The organism is Pectobacterium parmentieri (genome assembly GCF_001742145.1).
Classification (GTDB): domain Bacteria; phylum Pseudomonadota; class Gammaproteobacteria; order Enterobacterales; family Enterobacteriaceae; genus Pectobacterium; species Pectobacterium parmentieri.
The window spans coordinates 388,566-408,042 of record NZ_CP015749.1 but is presented as its reverse complement, the minus strand read 5'-3'; the positions used below and the strand labels follow the sequence as shown (position 1 = coordinate 408,042).

Annotated in this window: 11 protein-coding genes and 3 tRNA genes; 6 read left to right on the top strand and 8 right to left on the bottom strand. The window is 53.6% G+C overall.

Features of this window, described 5'->3' with window-relative positions; all coding sequences use genetic code 11:
- Positions 1-8: 8 nt before the first annotated feature.
- Entirely contained in the window at positions 9-464 is a 456-nt protein-coding gene (gene csdE, locus A8F97_RS01765; RefSeq protein WP_033072078.1) for a cysteine desulfurase sulfur acceptor subunit CsdE, read from the top strand.
- A gap of 14 nt (positions 465-478) precedes the next feature.
- On the opposite strand, the gene tcdA is transcribed toward csdE, so the two are convergent.
- From tcdA to mltA, 3 genes are all read right to left on the bottom strand, one after another.
- Entirely contained in the window at positions 479-1,297 is an 819-nt protein-coding gene (gene tcdA, locus A8F97_RS01760; protein WP_014700930.1) for a tRNA cyclic N6-threonylcarbamoyladenosine(37) synthase TcdA, read from the bottom strand.
- A gap of 66 nt (positions 1,298-1,363) precedes the next feature.
- On the bottom strand, positions 1,364-3,622 hold the full coding sequence (locus A8F97_RS01755) for a molybdopterin-dependent oxidoreductase (protein WP_033071853.1): 2,259 nt from the start codon (positions 3,620-3,622) through the stop codon (positions 1,364-1,366).
- 28 nt (positions 3,623-3,650) lie between these two features.
- Positions 3,651-4,814, bottom strand: a complete 1,164-nt coding sequence (gene mltA, locus A8F97_RS01750; RefSeq protein ID WP_014700932.1) for a murein transglycosylase A — start codon at positions 4,812-4,814, stop codon at positions 3,651-3,653.
- A 270-nt stretch (positions 4,815-5,084) separates the two neighbouring features.
- Between mltA and A8F97_RS01745 the strand changes: the two genes are divergently transcribed.
- The 3 genes from A8F97_RS01745 to A8F97_RS01735 all read left to right on the top strand — a co-directional run bounded on the left by A8F97_RS01745 (position 5,085) and on the right by A8F97_RS01735 (position 5,411).
- Positions 5,085-5,161: transfer RNA gene (locus A8F97_RS01745), tRNA-Met, on the top strand.
- A gap of 48 nt (positions 5,162-5,209) precedes the next feature.
- Positions 5,210-5,286 (top strand) — tRNA-Met (locus A8F97_RS01740).
- Between the two features lie 48 nt (positions 5,287-5,334).
- Positions 5,335-5,411 (top strand) — tRNA-Met (locus A8F97_RS01735).
- A 173-nt stretch (positions 5,412-5,584) separates the two neighbouring features.
- On the opposite strand, the gene amiC is transcribed toward A8F97_RS01735, so the two are convergent.
- Positions 5,585-6,829, bottom strand: coding sequence for an N-acetylmuramoyl-L-alanine amidase AmiC (amiC, locus tag A8F97_RS01730; RefSeq protein WP_014700933.1), 1,245 nt, complete (start codon positions 6,827-6,829; stop codon positions 5,585-5,587).
- Positions 6,830-7,088: 259 nt separating this feature from the next.
- On the opposite strand from amiC, the gene argA reads away from it, so the two are divergent.
- Complete coding sequence (gene argA / locus A8F97_RS01725; protein ID WP_183042264.1) at positions 7,089-8,432, top strand: amino-acid N-acetyltransferase; 1,344 nt, start codon at positions 7,089-7,091, stop codon at positions 8,430-8,432.
- Between the two features lie 64 nt (positions 8,433-8,496).
- On the opposite strand, the gene A8F97_RS01720 is transcribed toward argA, so the two are convergent.
- On the bottom strand, positions 8,497-9,693 hold the full coding sequence (locus A8F97_RS01720) for an L-talarate/galactarate dehydratase (protein WP_033071855.1): 1,197 nt from the start codon (positions 9,691-9,693) through the stop codon (positions 8,497-8,499).
- Between the two features lie 327 nt (positions 9,694-10,020).
- Between A8F97_RS01720 and A8F97_RS01715 the strand changes: the two genes are divergently transcribed.
- Positions 10,021-11,043, top strand: a complete 1,023-nt coding sequence (locus A8F97_RS01715) for a LacI family DNA-binding transcriptional regulator (RefSeq protein WP_014700936.1) — start codon at positions 10,021-10,023, stop codon at positions 11,041-11,043.
- A 31-nt stretch (positions 11,044-11,074) separates the two neighbouring features.
- Here A8F97_RS01715 and recD read toward each other — a convergent pair whose 3' ends face one another.
- Genes recD through ptrA form a run of 3 tightly spaced genes read right to left on the bottom strand, consistent with a single transcriptional unit; the run spans position 11,075 to position 19,457 of the window.
- The gene (gene recD, locus A8F97_RS01710; RefSeq protein WP_033071856.1) at positions 11,075-12,931 is read right to left on the bottom strand and encodes an exodeoxyribonuclease V subunit alpha; all 1,857 of its coding nucleotides are present in this window, start codon (positions 12,929-12,931) and stop codon (positions 11,075-11,077) included.
- Complete coding sequence (gene recB, locus A8F97_RS01705) at positions 12,928-16,524, bottom strand: exodeoxyribonuclease V subunit beta (protein WP_033071857.1); 3,597 nt, start codon at positions 16,522-16,524, stop codon at positions 12,928-12,930. The genes recD and recB overlap by 4 nt, the downstream gene beginning before the upstream one ends.
- Entirely contained in the window at positions 16,521-19,457 is a 2,937-nt protein-coding gene (gene ptrA, locus A8F97_RS01700) for a pitrilysin (protein ID WP_033071858.1), read from the bottom strand. The genes recB and ptrA overlap by 4 nt, the downstream gene beginning before the upstream one ends.
- Between the last annotated feature and the right edge of the window lie 20 nt (positions 19,458-19,477).

The following is a 19,477-nucleotide window of genomic DNA, read 5'->3' as shown; positions in this document are numbered from 1 at the left end:
CACAAACCATGACTGCACCAACCGACACCACACATCCTTTTGGCCACCACATCTCCGCTGCCGAGCTGCTCATGCGCTTCGATACCTGCCGCTCATGGGAAGATCGCTATCGACAGCTCATTTTGCTGGCAAAAGCGCTGCCAGCGCTGCCCGATGCACTAAAAACCGAGGGTATTTCGTTATCCGGTTGTGAAAATCGCGTCTGGCTGGGTTATCAACGCCAAGAGGACGGCAGGCTACATTTTTACGGCGACAGCGACGGGCGCATTGTGCGGGGATTACTGGCAGTATTGTTAACCGCCGCTGAGGGAAAAACGCCAGAAACGCTATTACAACACGATCCGCTGACGCTGTTTGATATGTTGGGGTTACGTGCTCAGCTCAGCGCTTCGCGTTCAAGCGGGCTAGCGGCGCTGGCCGCCAGAATCAAGGACATTGCCGAACGAGAAGCGGCGAGCAAGTAGCAGATTACGCGATGCTATTTCTGCGCCGCAGACGATCTTCCCCTTTTCGCTATCATCTTCTTCAGCGCATGAGATACCGCAACAAACCCAAAGGTTGCGGTGACCATCGTCGCCGCGCCAAAGCCTGACGCACAGTCCATGCGCATTGCACCATCTGCCGTACTGCGAGACGCACAGACGGAACCGTCGGGCTGCGGATAAACCAGCGGTTCACTGGAAAACACACAATCGATACCCAGCTTTCCTTTGCTGTTTTTCACCACGTTAAAATCGTGCTTTAGCCGTTCACGCAGCTTGGCCGCTAACGGGTCCTGAATCGTTTTGGCTAGATCGACAACCTCAATCCGGGTCGGATCGATCTGCCCCCCCGCACCGCCGGTTGTCACGACCGGGATCTTATAGCGACGACAGTAGGAGAGCAGCGCAGCCTTCGGGCGCACACTATCAATGGCGTCAATCACATAGCTAAAATTTTGGTCGAGCAGTTCCGCCACGTTTTCCGCACTAATGAAATCATCCACGCAGATGACGTGGCATTCCGGGTTGATCGCCAGAATGCGTTCCGCCATCACTTCCGTCTTCGACTGTCCGGTATGTTGACGCAATGCATGAATCTGGCGGTTGGTATTACTGACGCACACATCATCCATGTCAATCAGCGTAATCGCACCGATGCCGGTACGCGCCAGCGCCTCAGCCGCCCAGGAACCAACGCCACCAATACCAATCACACAAACGTGAGCTTGAGAAAACAGCGCCAGCGCCTGTTGACCATATAGCCGGGCGGTGCCGCCGAAGCGTTGCAAATAGGCTTCGGATAATTGCGTATTCATTCAACCAACCTTACGAAAACAAAATCACAGGAAAATAACACGGCGAAAAAGCGGCTCAGGATAGCGCTAAACCCGCACCACATCCACCAGGCAGCTCATAGCGTTCGGCCCCTGCGTCAGCGGCGACGTGCCAATATCCAGCGTTAATACATTCGCATTTCCTGATTGTTCAACCGGATGCCACGTTTTCTGGCCGAAACCGGGCTCAAACCAGGCACCAGTGGACATAACCACCACGCCCGGCCTCACGCCGTCGGTAATCTGTACGCCAGCCAAAATACGACCACGCGCGTTTCTGACTTCGACCTGTGAACGGTCAACGATATCTCGAACAACAGCGTCCTGCGGGTGCATGTACAGCGTCTCTTTTCCTGCGGTCTTATTCGCAGCAACCTGCGGTGTAGCGGCCAGTTGGCTGTGCAAACGGTCAGATGGCTGAATAGAAATAAAGTGCAGCGGCCATTCTTCCGTGCTTTTGGCTCCCAGCCATTCAACGGGAGGCTGCCACTCAGGATGCGGCGCAAAATCGGCATAGCCATAGCTGGCAATCGCTGAGCTGAACAGTTCGATCTTACCGCTTGGGGTACTCAAGGCATGCTGCTGCGGATCGCGGCGGAAATCCTCAAAGAACACAAACGGCTTTTCGTCCATCGGGATTTCTACATGTCCCTTCTGCCAGAAATCCTCAAATGATGGCCAACTGTCAGCCACATCCCGCTGCTTTGAGCGACATTCGTCATAAAGATGTTCCAGCCACTGCTGCTCACTGCGGTTTTGCGTAAACACGTCTCCATACCCTAATCGCTCCGCCAGCTCGCTAAAGATATCCACGTCATTACGCGCCTGATGCTGCGGCGCAATCGCCTGATGCATGGCAAAGACAAAGCGATCGCGGGACGATCCGCCGATATCATTACGCTCCAGCGTGGTAGTGACGGGCAGCACGATGTCAGCCATCTGCGCCGCGGGTGTCCAGACGATATCCTGCACAATCACCGTATCGGGCTTACGCCAGCCGTCCACCAGGCGGTTCAACTGCTGGTGATGATGGAACGGGTTGCCGCCCGCCCAGTGAATCAGGTGAACATCGGGATAAGTGTGGGTTTCCCCCTGAAAGGTATAAGGCGTGCCCGGTTGCAATAGCATATCGGCGATACGCGCTACAGGGATCGCCCGCCCGGCGTTCGGAGTGGAAGGCGAAGCCGGTGCAGGCGTTGAAATCCGCTCGTTACCGACGCTATTCATCGAACCGTGGCCGAAGGAGAAGCCGCCGCCCGGTAGCCCCACCTGTCCCAGCATGGAAGACAGCGCGATCATCATCCAGTACGGCTGTTCACCACGGTGTGCGCGCTGCACAGAGTAAGAGCAGGTAATAAAGCTACGCACGCCAATCAGTTGCTGTGCCAGATGCCGGATACGATCGGCGGGAATGCCCGTAATGTCGCTGGCCCATTCGGGGGTTTTCACCACGCCGTCACCGCGACCGTGCAAATAGTCACTCAGTTGTTCATAACCGACGCAGTAGCGTTGCAGGAAATCCTTATCGTCAGCGCCCAGACGCAGAATCTCATAGCCCAGAGCCAACATGAGGGCAACATCGGTATTCGGGCGGATGGGGATCCACTCAGCATTCACAAACTCAGGGCAATCGTCACGCATCGGGCTGACGTTAATAACGGGGATCCCTTTCGCCACCAGCGCTTCCAGTGCGGGCTTCAGCGTATGGTGCCCAGCACCGCCGGAGGCTATCTGCGAATTTCTTAACGCCAACCCACCAAACGCGAGGAAAATATCACAGTGTTCGGCGACGCTGCGCCATTCGGTCACCTTGCCCGTCAGCGGATGGAAGGTGCCAATCACGTAAGGCAGGAAGAACTGCGCGGCTCCCCAACTGTAATTTCCCTGTTGGTCGACCGCGCCACCACCGGAAAAATAGAAGCGGCGTACCTGAGAACGCGCATGGTGATAACGTCCAGCCGACGACCAACCGTAGGAACCGGCAAAAAGGCCGTCCGCACCATAGCGATCGCGAATACGGCGATTTTCCTGCGCGACCAGATCGAGCGCCACGTCCCAATCCACCTCAACAAAATCCTCCCGACCGCGCAGCGTTTTATCGCTGTTTTCCCGCTTCTGGAGCCAGGAACGGCGCACCGAAGGCCGACGGATACGTCGGTCGGAATACACCAGCGGTACGATGGAGTCGAGCATGGCGGAAGGGGCTGGATCGCCCGCAAACGGCTCGCATCGAATCAGCCTGCCGTCTTCAACCACAGCGGTAAACGCGCCCCAATGCGCAAGATGTGGATAACGTTTAATCGCCATGACAACCTCAGGAAAGCATCAATTTTTGTTAATGATTAACCAGCAACGATCCTGAGCCATTGGTATTCATTGTCGGTGTATTCTGTGCGTTGCTGAATAACGGCTGGCTGCTTTGCCCGTTCTTGAGCACCCAGACCCGACCATAGTGGTTATAAAAACCCGCCGAGTGCCCCGCGTCCGGCCCAATACCCTGATACATATCGAAGTGCTGGCCTTTAATCGCGCCACCAACATCCAGCGCAATCATCAGACGCATTTCATACTTGCCGGTAAATTTGCCGACGTTATCCAGCAATGGCACTTCCATTAACAGAGCCGTGCCTGCCGGGATCAGTGAACGGTCAGAAGCCACGGAAGCCTTCGCCACCAGCGGCACAGCACTCGCCCCTTTCACAGGCGCAGACATCATCGGTTTAAAGAAGACAAAAGAAGGGTTCTGTTCAAACAGTTCACGCACGTCATACTCGGAATGCTGCTCCGCCCATTTGCGGATGGCCTGCATAGACATCTCTTCACGCGGGACTTCACCACGATCGATCAGCACCTTACCAATACTGCGATAGGCATGGCCATTTTTGCCCGCGTAGCCGAAGAACGTCAGCGGGCGTCCATCGCCAAAATCAATATAGGCGCTGCCCTGCACTTCCATCATGAAGTTATCAACCAGAGAATTGGTCCAGGCGAGAACCAATCGCTCATCCAGCGCGCCTGAATAAATTCCGGCACGATCCGGCAGGCGACGGTTATTTTTACCCTTTGACGGCATAGCATATAAAGGATGGCGGAATTCTCCCTGACGGGTATGGCGCGCCTGCAATACTGGCGTGTAATAGCCGGTGAACTGCACGTTACCAAAGTTATCAACGCCTTCCATCTGCCAGGCGTTCAGACCAAATTTACTCAGCTCGCGAGTATCCGCTCCTGACATCATCCAGTTTTCGATCGCCTGAAAGACTGTGTTATTGCGCATATAAAGGTTCGGTGACGCCGACCGAATTTCCGCAACCTGGGTGATGAAATCCCGCGCGTTGACGGGTTTTCCTTTGGCATTGGGTTCATTCACCAATTCCAAAGGCTGGTTGAGGTGACCATCCTTATATTGCTGCCCGCGATCGGTTGGCCTGGATTGGCACCCCGCCAGAATGGCGATGACCACTGCGGTCAGCACATATTTTCCCCACCGTCCCTTCATCTTTTGCGCTCGCTTTTTACATCAAAAATTTACCGTCGAACGATAACAAACGCCTATCCAGAAAGGAATGGGATAGCGCATAAATCAATGAGGTAAGGAAAAACGGTTCGGCGCACGGCATCGCAGGAAGCTATTTTCTGTAAATCGCCCCATTACGTTCACAAAACAACCCATCAGATGGTAAATCAATCACCTAACAGCCAAATGCGGCGCTTTTTACAGAAATAGGTTGCATCAATGTTCATGGAGAGTATAGTGCGCATCCACGGACGCGGGGTGGAGCAGCCTGGTAGCTCGTCGGGCTCATAACCCGAAGGTCGTCGGTTCAAATCCGGCCCCCGCAACCAATTGATGTGAGTCGTCCATCAAAAGCAGTAAAGATTAGTTATTACGGACGCGGGGTGGAGCAGCCTGGTAGCTCGTCGGGCTCATAACCCGAAGGTCGTCGGTTCAAATCCGGCCCCCGCAACCAATTGATGTGAGTCGTCCATCAAAAGCAGTGAAGATTAGTTATTACGGACGCGGGGTGGAGCAGCCTGGTAGCTCGTCGGGCTCATAACCCGAAGGTCGTCGGTTCAAATCCGGCCCCCGCAACCAACTAAAACTATGTCTTCTTAAGAACCAAGCGACAAAGCACCTTAACGGGTGCTTTTTTGTTTTTGGCGTTACATGTTTTCTACGCATACCCTACTTCTACGCTCGTCTACGACACATTATCTCTGAACCGCGCCGACAAGACGCGGTCACTGCGTAATAGTAACGATCCCCCACTATCGCTCAGCCTGACTGGCGAAGTAGGCTTTAATACCCGCAAAAATAGATTCGGCAATCTGCTGCTGAAACTGGCTGGTGCGCAGCTTACGCTCTTCTTCCAGATTACTGATAAATGCCGTCTCGACCAGAACAGAAGGGATATCCGGGGCTTTCAGTACCGCAAATCCAGCCTGATCGACGCTATTTTTATGCAGGCGATTCACCTTGCCCAGTCGAGTCAGGATCTCGTTACCAAACTTCAGACTATCGCCAATCGTCACGGTCTGCACCAGATCGAACATGGTGTGATCCAGATAGCGATCGCCACTCATGCTCACTCCACCGATCAAATCTGATTCGTTCTGGGTCTCAGCTAAAAATTTAGCGGCGGTGCTGGTTGCCCCTTTTTTCGAGAGTGCAAAAACCGACGATCCCCTGGCTGAGCGGTTGGTAAAGGCATCTGCATGGATCGAAATGAACAGGTCGGCCCGCTGCTTGCGCGCTTTTGCCACCCGCACACGCAGCGGAATGAACACATCTTCATTACGCGTCATATACGCTTTCATGTTGGATTCATTATCGATCAACTTGCGCAGGCGACGGGCAATTTGTAGCACAATGTCTTTCTCACGCGTTTTATTCTTGCCAATCGCGCCGGGATCTTCACCGCCGTGACCGGGGTCGAGCATAATAATCAGCGGACGATCGCGACCCGCTTTCCCGGCTTTCGGCGCTTCTGCCGGCAGCGTGCGCTCCAGTTCGCCTTTGTTGTAATCCTCCAACAGCGCCAGCAGTGGATCTTCTTCGTTATCGTAGCGCCCTGCTGCAGGATACAAATCCAATACCAGCCGGTGCTTAAATTCGGCCACCGGTCCCAGCGTAAAGACTTTAGTCGTTGCCTGCTGCTTGAGTTCTAGTACCAAACGTACCGTACTTTTATCAAACTGCCCGATGCGCGCCTCTTTAATCAGCGGATCGTTATCCTGCTGAAACTGGCTGGCAATCTCCTTCAGTACGCTGTTCAGGTGAACATTTTCGATATCCACCACGATGCGTTCAGGATTACTCAAACTAAACTGTTTATATTTCAGCGGGTGGTTAGATTCTAACGCAACGCGGGTATAGGCGGAGGATGGCCAGACGCGCACGGCGATAACCTGTGTGGTCGCTGCCATTCCTACACCGCTTACGCTTAATAGCCAGGTTGCTGCTGCGCTTTGTAATAGACGCCGCCGAGTCAGATGATGATTCGAATGAGACATGCCACTCCGATCTTATTGCTGTGCGCTACCCTGCATTGTCGTGGTGCCACAGTGCTGGATATGCCATCAAAAAATGAATAAAGGTAAAAATTGTCAAAAACTTTAACGAATCAGCTTCGCTCTGTCATGCAAAAATCATGTGCAGGCCTTATAACAGGCGGATATCATAAATTTGAAGTATTAACCGTGCTTTTCTGGTTAATACTTCCTCTTGCGTTTTATGTCATAAAGAATAAAAATACAGAAATTACGAATAAAAATGCAAAGAGGGCTCACAGTGAAGGAACGTAGTACAGAGCTGGTTCAGGGCTTCCGCCATTCAGTTCCCTATATCAATGCCCACCGTGGCAAAACGTTTGTCATCATGTTAGGTGGCGAGGCCATTGAACATGCCAACTTCTCTAGCATCGTAAATGATATTGGGTTGTTACACAGTTTGGGGATCAAGTTGGTGGTGGTTTATGGTGCCCGCCCCCAGATCGATGCCAACCTGACAACACACCACTACGAGCCCCACTACCATAAAAATACCCGTATCACCGACAGCGCCACGCTGGAACTGGTCAAACAGGCGGCGGGCATGCTGCAACTGGACATCACCGCTCGGCTGTCTATGAGCCTGAACAACACACCACTGCAAGGTGCCCACATTAATGTCGTCAGCGGTAATTTTATTATCGCCCAGCCGCTTGGCGTTGATGACGGCGTGGACTACTGCCACAGCGGTCGTATTCGTCGCATTGATGAAGAAGCGGTTCATCGCCAGTTAAATAGTGGCGCAATTGTGCTGCTCGGCCCAGTTGCGGTTTCCGTGACGGGTGAAAGTTTCAACTTAACCTCGGAAGAGGTCGCAACCCAGCTCGCCATTAAGCTGAAAGCAGAGAAGATGATCGGCTTCTGCTCCTCACAGGGTGTGACCAATGAGGAAGGACGCATCATTTCCGAGTTGTTCCCAGACGATGCGCAGCAGCGTATTGATGTACTGGAACAGGCCGGCGATTACCACTCTGGTACGGTCAGATTTCTGCGCGGCGCAGTCAAAGCCTGTCGTAGCGGTGTGCGTCGCAGCCACTTGATCAGCTATCAGGACGACGGTGCCTTGTTGCAGGAACTGTTCTCACGCGACGGCATCGGCACGCAGATTGTGATGGAAAGCGCCGAGCAGGTTCGCCGTGCAACCATTAATGACATCGGCGGCATTCTGGAGTTGATTCGCCCGCTGGAAGAACAAGGCATTCTGGTCAGGCGCTCACGTGAGCAGTTGGAAATGGAGATCGACAAATTCACCGTTGTCGCACGCGATAACCTGACCATCGCCTGTGCCGCGCTTTACCCGTTCCCGGAAGAGAGCATCGGTGAAATGGCCTGCGTTGCGGTTCACCCGGATTACCGTAGTTCATCGCGTGGCGATATGCTATTACAGCGCGTTGCCGCTCAGGCACGCCAGCAGGGTCTGCAAAAGCTGTTTGTGCTGACGACGCACAGCATCCACTGGTTCCAGGAACGTGGCTTTTTACCCGCCGAGGTGGAGATGCTGCCGAAGAAGAAACAGGAGTTGTACAACTACCAGCGGCGATCAAAGATTCTGGTACTAGACCTCTGAATTATTTCATTCAATAACGCTTCTCGTGGCCGATCGTAACATCGGCCACAGCGCGTTAATCCGCTTATGGCTGCTTGCCAAACTCACAGCTCAGCGTCGTCCACTTCCTTGCTTGTTCACTCAGCGTAAACCCAAGCCCCAGACGATCGGATACCCACATGCGCCCATCGCGTAACTCGAGTTGTTCGTTGAAGAGCGGATTCAGCCACTCGAAGTGCTCCAACCAGGGCTCAATCGGATAAGCGGCGGCCAGATGTAAATGCACTTCCATCGCAAAATGCGGTGCCAGCTTACGACCGTGCTTCGCTGCCAAATCCATGATTCTCAGGAAAGGAGAAATCCCACCTACGCGCGGTGCATCCGGCTGCACGAAGTCACTGGCGTTACCGAGAATCAACTGTTCATGCTCGCGGAAACTGGTCAACATCTCACCCGTGGCAATCGGCGTATCCAGCGCAGCCGTCAGCGCCGCATGACCTTCCACATCGTAGGCATCCAGCGGCTCTTCAATCCAGACCAGATTAAAGGCTTCCATCTTTCTGCCCATCCGAATCGCTGTTTCGCGATCCCACTGCTGATTGGCATCCACCATCAGCGGGAAATCGTCTCCCAACGCTTCTCGCACCGCCGTGAGACGACGGATATCCTCCGCAGTATTCGGCTGCCCCACTTTTAGTTTGATTCCGCCGATACCGCTTTCGCGAGAAATCACGACATTTTTTAATACCTGATCCAACGGCGTATGCAGGAAGCCACCGGAGGTGTTGTAGCACTGAACGGAATCACGATGTGAACCCAACAACTTCGACAGAGGCAAACTTGCACGCTTGGCTTTCATGTCCCACAGTGCGATGTCGAGCGGAGAAATGGCCTGCACTGCCATTCCGCTGCGGCCAACCGATGCGCCGGCCCACAGCAATTTGGTATAGATCTTATCGATATCATTCGGATCTTCGCCTAACAGGTTATCCGCAATTTCTTTCGCGTGAGCATAGATACCTTGCCCACCCGCCCGCTTGGAGTAGCTGAACCCCACTCCTTCAAACCCATCACGACTGCGAATTTCCGCAAAAATAATAGCGACTTCGGTCAGCGGTTTTTGCCTTCCGGTCAGCACTTTTGCATCGCTGACTGGCGTTGCCAACGGCAAAAACGCCAGAGAGAGTTTTACCCATTCGATCCGATCGCCCGATTCGGCAGCCGTTCTGACATTCGTGGCTTTTGCATAACTAACCGCCGCTGAATTTGCACTGATGGTCATGTCTCACCCCTTAAAATGATTGCGCTAACATTTACAAACAGAAAGGAAGATAGCGACAAATGAAGAAAAAACATGCAACTTAGATCACAAAATAATCATTAAAATACCAAAAACACATCCTAAGCAACCAAATAATGATTGCGCAATCACCACAAAAAATAAGAGGATAAAACCAAAATACGAAGCGGAAAATTTAGGTGTCAGCCCGAAAAAACGAGAAAATTCAGGCTGGTTGCTAAAAATACAGGTGACTGGAAAACCGATGTACCATCAACGATAATCTCGCAACACGTGAATGTGCGCGCAACCTCAAAAGAGAACCGGTGATTGAAACACGATAAGAACGCCAGCAGCACCCCGCCTCGCGCGCCCACGCTTGAAGATGTGGCACGCGCCGCGGGTATTTCGCCCATGACCGTCAGCCGTGCACTGAACAACCCGAAAATTGTTCGTGCGGAAACCGTGAACAAGGTGATGGAAGCTGTCCAAGCCACAGGCTACATCCCCAATATGTTAGCGGGTGGGCTGGCTTCCCGGCGCAGCAAACTCATTGCCGTCGTGGTGCCGCAAATCAACAACAACATGTTTGTTGATACTGTTCAGGCAATTAGCGATGAGCTGGCCGCGCGCGGTTACCACATGCTGCTGTGCGTCTCTGGCTATACCAATGAATCCGAGGCGGAGATTGTCACCACTCTGCTTTCTCGCCGCCCTGATGGTATTGTTCTCACCGGTATTCACCATACGCCCGAACTCAAACGCCTTCTGCTCAACGCCGCAATCCCCGTCGTCGAAATCTGGGATCTGACTCCAACACCGCTCGATATGCTGGTCGGTTTTTCCCATGAAAGTATCGGGAATACCATCGGGCAGTATTTGATCGGTAAGGGACATTTGCGCTTCGGCCTTGTCTGGACGGAAGATGCACGCGCCGGACTGCGTAAGAAAGGCATTTACGACATCATACAAAAACAACCGGGAAGCTATGTGCATGAAGCCATCGCCCCGTGGCCCGCAACGCTGGCATTAGGTCGGCAGGGGCTGAGCGAACTTCTCGCCGATGGCGAGGCTTTTGATGTCATCATTTGCAGTTCCGATACGCTAGCGCAAGGTGTGATTATCGAGGCCGCCGCCAGAGGATTAGCGGTGCCGAAGCAACTGGCAGTCATGGGATTTGGCGATCTTGATTTCGCGGCACACAACACGCCAACCATTACCACAGTCAGAATCGATCGCTGGAGAATCGGTACCGATGCCGCAGCAATACTGGCAGAAAAGATTGAGGGGAAAGACGTGCCATCCCCCGTCATGGATATTGGTTTTTCGCTGATTGAGCGCGAGTCCGCCTGACTTTAGCGCTCGTTCAAAAGCAGAACCCTATTCAATGTCCCATTAGTGCGCTAATCCTCTCTTCCAAGCCGCTATAGCGCTGTGTTGGCGTTTTCACCGCCCGACAGAGTATGCGAACATCGGTATAGAGCGACAAACGCTGGCGCGCACGCGTGATGGCGGTATACACCAACTCTCGGGTCAGCACGGGTAAGTAATGGTTCGGCAGTACTAGCGCAGTATGATCGAACTCCGATCCCTGCGATTTATGCACCGTCATCGCATAAGCCGTTTCATGCGGCGGCAGACGGCTTGGCGTAACATCTTTGGTTTCGCCATTCGGCAAGGGGAAAAATACGCGCAGCTCCCTGTTTTCTCCCATCATTGCAATACCGATATCACCATTAAACAGACCCAACGCGGCATCATTACGCTCAATCATCACCGGTCGGCCGGGATACCAGCGGTTAAGCGGATTGCGGCTGCGCTGAATCAGCCCAGACTGATGCAAAGCCTGCTCGATACGCTGATTGAGACCGGCTACGCCAAACGGCCCTTCACGCAACGCACACAGTTGACGATAACGCTGGAAGGCAAGTAACACTGCATCCGGCGGCGCTCCCACAGTGATAAGCTGTAGATAATCACGATACCCCTCGACACACTGCGCCAACATCACCTGATACTCTTCAGCTTCGGCTAACGGACTACAGGTGATATCGGCAAACTCGCCGTTCAGCACCGCACGCACGCGAGCCTCATCGCCACCGTTCACCGCCAGCGCCAGTTGCCCAATACCGGAATGCGGATCGAAGCGGTAGCTGCGGCGTAACAGGCAGATACTGTCACCCACCGTCGTCTGCCCTTCAGGACCGCTTCCATCCAGCATACAGCCCGTCAGGCGCTGCAATTGCTGCGTTCGTCCACGGCTATAGCCAGCCTCGGCAAAACGGCAGATGTCACCTAACACCGCCCCCGCCTCGACGGACGCTAGCTGATCGCGGTCACCCAGAAAGATAATTCGGGCCTGTGCCGGAAGCGCGGCGATCACATTCGCCATCATCGGCAGATCGACCATCGACGCCTCATCCACAATCAGCACATCCAGATGCAGTGGATTTTCCTGATGGTGACGCAGCCGCTGGCTATCCGTCACCGCGCCTAAAAGCCGATGCAGTGTTGTCGCTTCCTGTGGAAACGCCTCTCGCTGCGTCTGATCCACCGCCAGACGGTGCAATGCCAGCCCCAATGATTCCGTTAGCCGTGCGGCCGCCTTTCCAGTAGGCGCAGCCAATTGAATACGTAACGCCTCTCCCGTATTCAACTCAATCAGCGCCGCCAACAGCTTGGCAACCGTCGTGGTTTTCCCCGTTCCCGGACCACCAGAAATAATCGCAATACGGCGCGTCAAGGCAACGGCGGCGGCCACTTTTTGCCAGTCAATCTCTTCGCCCGCGTCAGGAAACAGCCGATCCAGCACTGCCCGGATCGCCGGTTCATCAGCCGATACCGTATCGCGTTCACTGGCAATGAACTGCGCCACGCGGCCCTCACTCTGCCAGCTACGCTGTAAATAAAGCTTTTCACCTTGCAGCACCAGCGGCGTCGGTTTGCTACCGTCGCTAACGGCATCGGACGTCAGCAAACGCTGTTGCCAGGCGGCAGCCGTGTTTAGCCCAACTCCCGCGAGCAACTGCTGTGCCAGTTCAGGATCGCGGCCATCAAACAGCGTCTGTGCTTGCAAATTTCCCAGAGGTAAACACACGTGTCCCGCTCCCGAATGTGCACTCAGGCAGGCCGCCGCCAGCAGCAGATCGGGCTGCGTCTCATCTGCCAGCATTCTGGCAAACTGTATATCCAGCGGGCGCAGCAACCGCCGCGCCTGCGCCATTTCAAGCAAGACAATCATGATGAAATTCCTGTGTCAGCATCATCAGGTACCTTTTCCTTAAACGCATCACCTTTGAACAACGCATCAAGCCCGAAAACAAATTCAGCAGAGGGGCGAAAAGCAAAAATGCCATTACCGGGATGAGATTCCTCAACGCCGCGTAAAAACAGATAAAACACCCCACCAAAATGGCGCTCATAGTCATAATCTGCAATCCGGTGACGTAGATAACGGTGCAAGGCCAGCGTGTAGAGTTGGTATTGCAAATCATAACGGTGCTCAGCCATCGACTGCGCCATGGCAGTTTGGGTATAAGCGCTGGCATCGGGGCCGAGCCAGTTGGATTTATAGTCGAGCAGGTAATAGCGCCCTTCCCAACGAAAGACCAGATCGATAAACCCTTTCAGCATGCCTTTAACCTGTTGAAACGACAGCACGGGACACTGTGCAGATAACGGGTCGTAGCACTTTGCCAATCGATCGAGTTGCGCCGCCTGCATCGGAGCTTCAATCGGTATATAGAACTGTAATTCAGCCTGCTTATCCTGATTCTCCAGTGCCGATAGCGTAATTCCTTGCTCGTCAAGCGGCGTAGTCAAAAGCGTGTCCATCCACACCTTCAACACCGGATGCCAGTGTGCTTCAAATCCCTGTAGCTGCAACTGCTCGGCCAGCCAGTCATCATCAACCGGTTGGGTAAAGTCCAACGTTTCAAACAGGCTATGCAAAAACGTCCCTGGACTCGCACCACGCGGGAACGTATGCGGCGTCAATTGGGTTTCCCCCACTTCCTGACGTTCACCTATCGCTTCAATATCCAGACGTGGCACCAGATCCTGCGTGTTTGTGCTGCCGTGTTGCTGAAGCCCTGAATAACTGGTTACTCGCCAATTATCACGCAGCGGGCGTTCAATATGTCGAGCCCGCAACGCAGTCAATTCCGGGATATCCGGTTGCCAACGCGGTGCTTCCGTCGTCTGTAGCCGCGTCAATGCAACACCGTCGCCCACCATTCCCTCAAGCTCGCTGACCAAGGTGGCGACATCCGCCTCTTGACCCCGCTGGAGCAAATAGCCCAACGCGCTGTGATGCATATCGCTGCTACCATCTTTCTTACGCGACCGCTGAACGGGCGCGACGCCAACGCTACAGTGGTAGATAGAACGGGTTAATGCGACATACAACAGACGTAAATCTTCCGCCAGCCGTTCTTCTTCCGCTAGCGCCTGACTTTCTTCATTATTTTGCAGATCCAACACGGCCTGATAGCTATCACGATCGTGATAAATCCCCTGGTCCTGCACGCGGAAATTACTGATGAAAGGCAGCCACACCAGCGGATATTCCAGCCCTTTCGATTTATGGATCGTCACGATCTGCACCAAATGGCGATCGCTTTCCAGACGTAACTGCTGACTCTCTGCCTGCGGATTAGGTTGGACAATCTGTTGCGATAGCCAGCGCACCAGCGCATGCTCGCTATCAAGCGTTGCCGAGGCATCCTGCAATAATTCGCCAATATGCAGAATATCGGTAATACGGCGTTCACCCTCTGTACTTGCCAGCAAATTCTCAGACAACTGATGTTGGCTCATCAACGCTCGCAGCATTGGTAAAACACCCCGCTGACGCCACAGCGCACGGTAGCCAGCAAACTCATCTACCAGCGCATCCCACGCTGATTCACTTTGCCCCAGTGCATCGACCTGTGCAGCATCCAGCCCCATTAACGCCGTCGCCATTGCGCTACGTAACGTGCGCTCCTGCTCCGGTGCCAACACCGCCTGTAACACCCACAAGATATCGCTGGCTTCCGGCGTACTGAACACGCTATCGCGATTAGACAGGTAGACCGAGGGGATGGATAAACGGCTCAGCGCATCGCGAATCAGAGACGCTTCACGCCGACTGCGCACCAGCACGCTCATGTCAGAGGCTTTGACCAAACGCTGAGAATCATCGGTTATCAACCAGGCTTCATTACGCTGGCTGGCCGCCAGCCAGTCACGAATTTGCGCCGCACACTGACGCGCCATCTGTTGTTGATAATCTCCCACGCCAATCGGTTCCGCCCCCGTTAGCCAGAATTGCAGCGCGGGCTGAGGCTGTCCGGCGACGTCAAACACCAAACTGCGCTTAGATTCAGCAGGGTTAACCGGCAGAAAAGGGATATTGTGAAAAATAAAAGGGTGTTCGAGACGTTCAAACAGGCGATTTACGCCACCTACCATCTGATGAGACGAACGCCAGTTCGTACCCAGCGTATAATGAGCAGCGACTTCTCCACGCGCGTGCATGTAGGTAAAAATATCTGCGCCGCGAAATGCATAAATAGCCTGCTTAGGGTCACCGATCAGCAATAGCCCGCACTGCGGTTGCCCGACATAAAGCGTGCGAAAAATACGGTATTGTTGAGGATCAGTATCCTGAAACTCATCGATCATCGCCACCGGATAACGTTCACGAATGGCGTCAGCGAGCCTTTCTCCTGCCGGCTGTTGTAATGCATCATCCAAACGGCTCAGCAAATCGTCAAACCCCAGTTCCGCACGCTGCCGTTTTTCTTCACGCACAGAATCCCGAATTGCCGACAGTGCACGTACAATGACCAAATCACGCAGTGACAGCGGTGCTACAAGCAGTTGCTCCGTCGCCTCAAACACAGGATGAACCGGTGGAGCGCCTTTCTTCGTTTTCTCGATTAACGTTTGCTGGGAAAATCTCACCAAATCTTTCGGCAGTTGATAATCCAGCGTGAGCTGCTCCGCCCACAGCGTGACTTTCTGCAGCCAATTGGGGAGATGCTTACTGCTATAGCTGCGTTTATCCACACCCGACGCCACGATTAGCGCTTCCAGCTCCGATGCTGATGCCAACCAACGTTGTTTGTAAGCGTCGATCGTCGCCACGATTTTCTCATGTCGACTCAGCAACGTTTCGCTCTCTTCTGGCGGCAAGCGAAATGCAGGTGCTTCGCCGTGCAGATACGGAGCCAGATCGGCTAGCAAATTCTCCGGCCCTTTCCACTCCAGACCGACAATACGCGCAACCTCTACCGGCAGCGGATAGCAATAGCGACGCCAGAAATCGGCGCAGGCCTGACGGCGCAACGGTTGCTCATCTTCTATCAGCATCTGTTCAAACAGCACACCGGATTCAAATGCATTGGTACTGAGCATGCGTTGGCAGAAACCGTGGATCGTGTAAATCGCCGCCTCGTCCATTTGTCGTTCGGCTGCCAACAATACATCGGCAGCCTCTCGATGATCCGCAATCTCCTCCAACAGTTGTGCTAGCGACGTATCCTTATGCTTCCCCGCATTTTCACCCTGAGCGCTTTTACGCAGGCAGGCGATGCGCAACGCGTGGATTCTTGCACGAATACGCTCACGCAGCTCTTCAGTCGCGGCCTCAGTAAAGGTCACAACCAGAATCTCCTCGACCAGTAACGGGCGTGGATACGCGGCTTGCTTACCTAGCCCCAGCAACAGGCGCAGGTAAAGCGCCGCCAGCGTATAGGTTTTACCCGTTCCGGCCGATGCCTCAATCAACCGCTCCCCCAGAAGCGGCAACGTCATGACGTCTAATGATTGCGGCGCGGTGTTCTTCATTCTGCAGAAACCTTACCGACAGCTTCCGACGCGGCTGGTGCAGGGATCATCGCAGGGGCTTTCTCACGTGGTAACGTTTTCTGCAATGACGATGCATCCGCGTAGGTATGCCACCCTTTCGGAGCAGCATAATCGGCTTTACCATGATGGCTACCGGAAACCTGCGACAGCACCGCCAGACCTTCAGGTTTCAGCGCCTGCTGGAAGAAATCCGCCAGTTGCTTCACCGTCAGCGGCTTGATTTGTTCGAGCAGTTTCTCACGCGAATCAAAAGCAAAGTTCTCCCGATCCAGATCGCGGCGCAGTCGGCTGGCCTCTTCGTCCAATGTTTGCGGACGCTGGCTCAGTTCATTCATCACACCTTGCTTATACTGTGCAAACTCTTCTTCACTCATTTCACGCAGTCGTTTTTGCGCTTTCAGGAAGAAGTCTTCATAACGCTGATACAAATAAGCAGGTTGTTTGCTATTGCTTTGCAGCAGGAAGCCGATGCCCATCTGTCGGCCAATGGTCGTCGGGAAGGCAAACACCGCATAGCCCAATTGCTCCTCCGTTCTGAGTTGGCTATAGAACCAAGGCTGGACGATCTGCCCCAGTACGGAGCCATAGGCCATGCTTTCTGTTTCCGAATACCCCGTCGGTACATACACTGCCGCTAGCGCAGAATCCGTGCTGCTGCCTGGGCGCTGTAGATTGGCAAGCTGCGGCTTACTGACCTTAACATCATCACTGCGCGACAGATTCTCTCCACCCGCCTTCAGATGCGCTTTCAGCGTACTCGCCAGTTCGGTTACCCGCTCTGGTGCCAGATTGCCGACAACCAGCATTTCCGGCGTGGCTTTTTGCAGCAGATCGTTGCGGTAGTTAACCACGTCCTGTAAGCGGATGTCCTTCAGTAACTTACGGCGTTCACCGCGCTCGAAGTAAGGCAGTTGTGATACTGCCTGAATCGGCTGTAGCGCCTGTTCAAAGGCTTTTGATTTCTCTACGGCATCCAATTGCTGTAAGTACCAGGATTTAGCCTGCTCTAACTGCGCTTCCGTTGAGGTAAAGGAGGCATAGCCATCCGCCAACGTCAGTAGCAACCGTGGCAAATGCTGGGTATAGCCATCTGCACTAATCACTAGACCATCATTGCTGCGGGTGGAGAAACTGATGCCACCAATCGATGCCTGATAACTCAGCTCATCCAGCGCCAGACCCGCCAGATAATCATTTAACGCAAACAACACCTGATTACGTGCGGTACTACGTGCTTCCTGATTACGCAAAAACAGCGTGATTTCTGCTTTCGGCTCATCAGCGAAATAGTGACTTGGCATGTACAACACGCGCAACCCCGGCTGATTCAGCAGGAGCGTCGGTTTAGTCATCGCCTTATTCGCGTTGATCAGGGAAAAATCATCCGGAATATAAGGGTTGATCGTTGGCAAAGACAGGGACATTTTCTGCCCCAGCGTTTTCCATTTGGCAAAAGTCGTAGACGGGATTTTATCCATCTCGTAAGGCGCATCGACAAAATAGGCCACTTTATTATGCGGCTCATTCGGGCTGATGACCCAAACGCGCGCATTCTGCGGCGTCATCTCGTCCAGTCGTGCAGCGATAGCCTTCGGATCGTAGCGATCCGCCACATACTGTGCATCCAACGTATGCTCAACTGGCACGCGCAGCATGGTATCAACCAACCATTCGATGTAATCCATATCCCGGCTGATGGACGGATAGCGGAAATCCAGATCCAGAACATGCGCGATCTCATCAAAATAACGCTGTTGAATCCCCTCAGTACGGATTTGTTGCAGGTAACGGAATATAGCCGCAATCACCTCGTCACGCTGCGCCAGACCTTTATCAGTCAGCGAGGCCGAAATCGCAAACATACCGCCGTTACGGTCGATAATTGGGGAGGAACCTGCACCGATAGACTCAACCAGCCCTTCCTTTTGCAGCCAGTCGGAAAGCGTATTCTGGCTGCGGTTACCAAGCAGATAGCTGATATAAGTATCTGTCTTGCTACGGAATTCCTGACTAATATCACTGACGCGAAACTCAATACGCAGTTGTTTTCTCGGCTGGGCCGGAACGTAATGAATCATCACGCCACGCTGCTTTTCTGTCGTCACAGGAACGGTAACCACAGGAACGCTAGCATTGTGATTGGCAATGCGCCCGAATGTGTCGGCCGCCAGTTTCGCCAATTCAGGCAGAGGCTGATTGCTGTAAATCACCCCCTTCATCAGGTTAGCTGAGTAGTATTGCTGGTAGAACTTCACCAACTCATCATGCAGTTTACTGTCGGGTTTATCGCTCAGGGTTTCAAGATTGCCCCCCGAGAAACGTGCACTCGGGTGCGCCGGATTCAACGTTTCCGCCCCTACCTGCGCCATGCGGTGACCATCACGCGAACGCGCCATCGTTAATTCCGCATTGACAGCATTACGCTCGCGATCGGCATTCACCGGATCGAGCAGCGGTTCCGCAATCGCATCGGCCATCCTATCTACAGCAGGCCGCAGCGCATCGTTTTCCACTTCCAGATAAAATGCCGTGCGATAAGACGCCGTACTGGCATTGTGGCTGCCGCCGTGCTTTTTCAAAAACTCGGACAGCGCCTCAGGCTCTGGATAACGTTTCGATCCCATCAGTACCATGTGTTCAAGGTAGTGCGCTAAACCCAGTTGGTTATTGGGATCGTCCAATGAGCCAATAGGCAGCGCCAGTGATGCCAAAGATTTGGGTGCTTGCGGATCGGAAACCAGCAGAACGGTCATTCCGTTATCCAGTTTGATCGCCTGATATTGCCGCGGATCTTTTTCGCTTTTTCGAATGGTCTGAGCCAGCGGCTGCCAACCCATTTCAGCCCAACTCGCCGGAAGCCAGAATGTGAATAAAAGAAACCACCCGGTAATCCAGACCCACTGTTTACGCATGCAATTCTCCAACCTCATAT

What these genes read in the sequence shown, in the direction of transcription:
- recB (WP_033071857.1), bottom strand. Translation starts at nt 16,524, where the DNA reads ATGAAGAACACCGCGCCGCAATCATTAGACGTCATGACGTTGCCGCTT.
- ptrA (WP_033071858.1), bottom strand. Translation starts at nt 19,457, where the DNA reads ATGCGTAAACAGTGGGTCTGGATTACCGGGTGGTTTCTTTTATTCACA.
- tcdA (WP_014700930.1), bottom strand. Translation starts at nt 1,297, where the DNA reads ATGAATACGCAATTATCCGAAGCCTATTTGCAACGCTTCGGCGGCACC.
- mltA (WP_014700932.1), bottom strand. Translation starts at nt 4,814, where the DNA reads ATGAAGGGACGGTGGGGAAAATATGTGCTGACCGCAGTGGTCATCGCC.
- recD (WP_033071856.1), bottom strand. Translation starts at nt 12,931, where the DNA reads ATGATTGTCTTGCTTGAAATGGCGCAGGCGCGGCGGTTGCTGCGCCCG.
- A8F97_RS01720 (WP_033071855.1), bottom strand. Translation starts at nt 9,693, where the DNA reads ATGACCATCAGTGCAAATTCAGCGGCGGTTAGTTATGCAAAAGCCACG.
- A8F97_RS01755 (WP_033071853.1), bottom strand. Translation starts at nt 3,622, where the DNA reads ATGGCGATTAAACGTTATCCACATCTTGCGCATTGGGGCGCGTTTACC.
- csdE (WP_033072078.1), top strand. Translation starts at nt 9, where the DNA reads ATGACTGCACCAACCGACACCACACATCCTTTTGGCCACCACATCTCC.
- argA (WP_183042264.1), top strand. Translation starts at nt 7,089, where the DNA reads ATGCAAAGAGGGCTCACAGTGAAGGAACGTAGTACAGAGCTGGTTCAG.
- amiC (WP_014700933.1), bottom strand. Translation starts at nt 6,829, where the DNA reads ATGTCTCATTCGAATCATCATCTGACTCGGCGGCGTCTATTACAAAGC.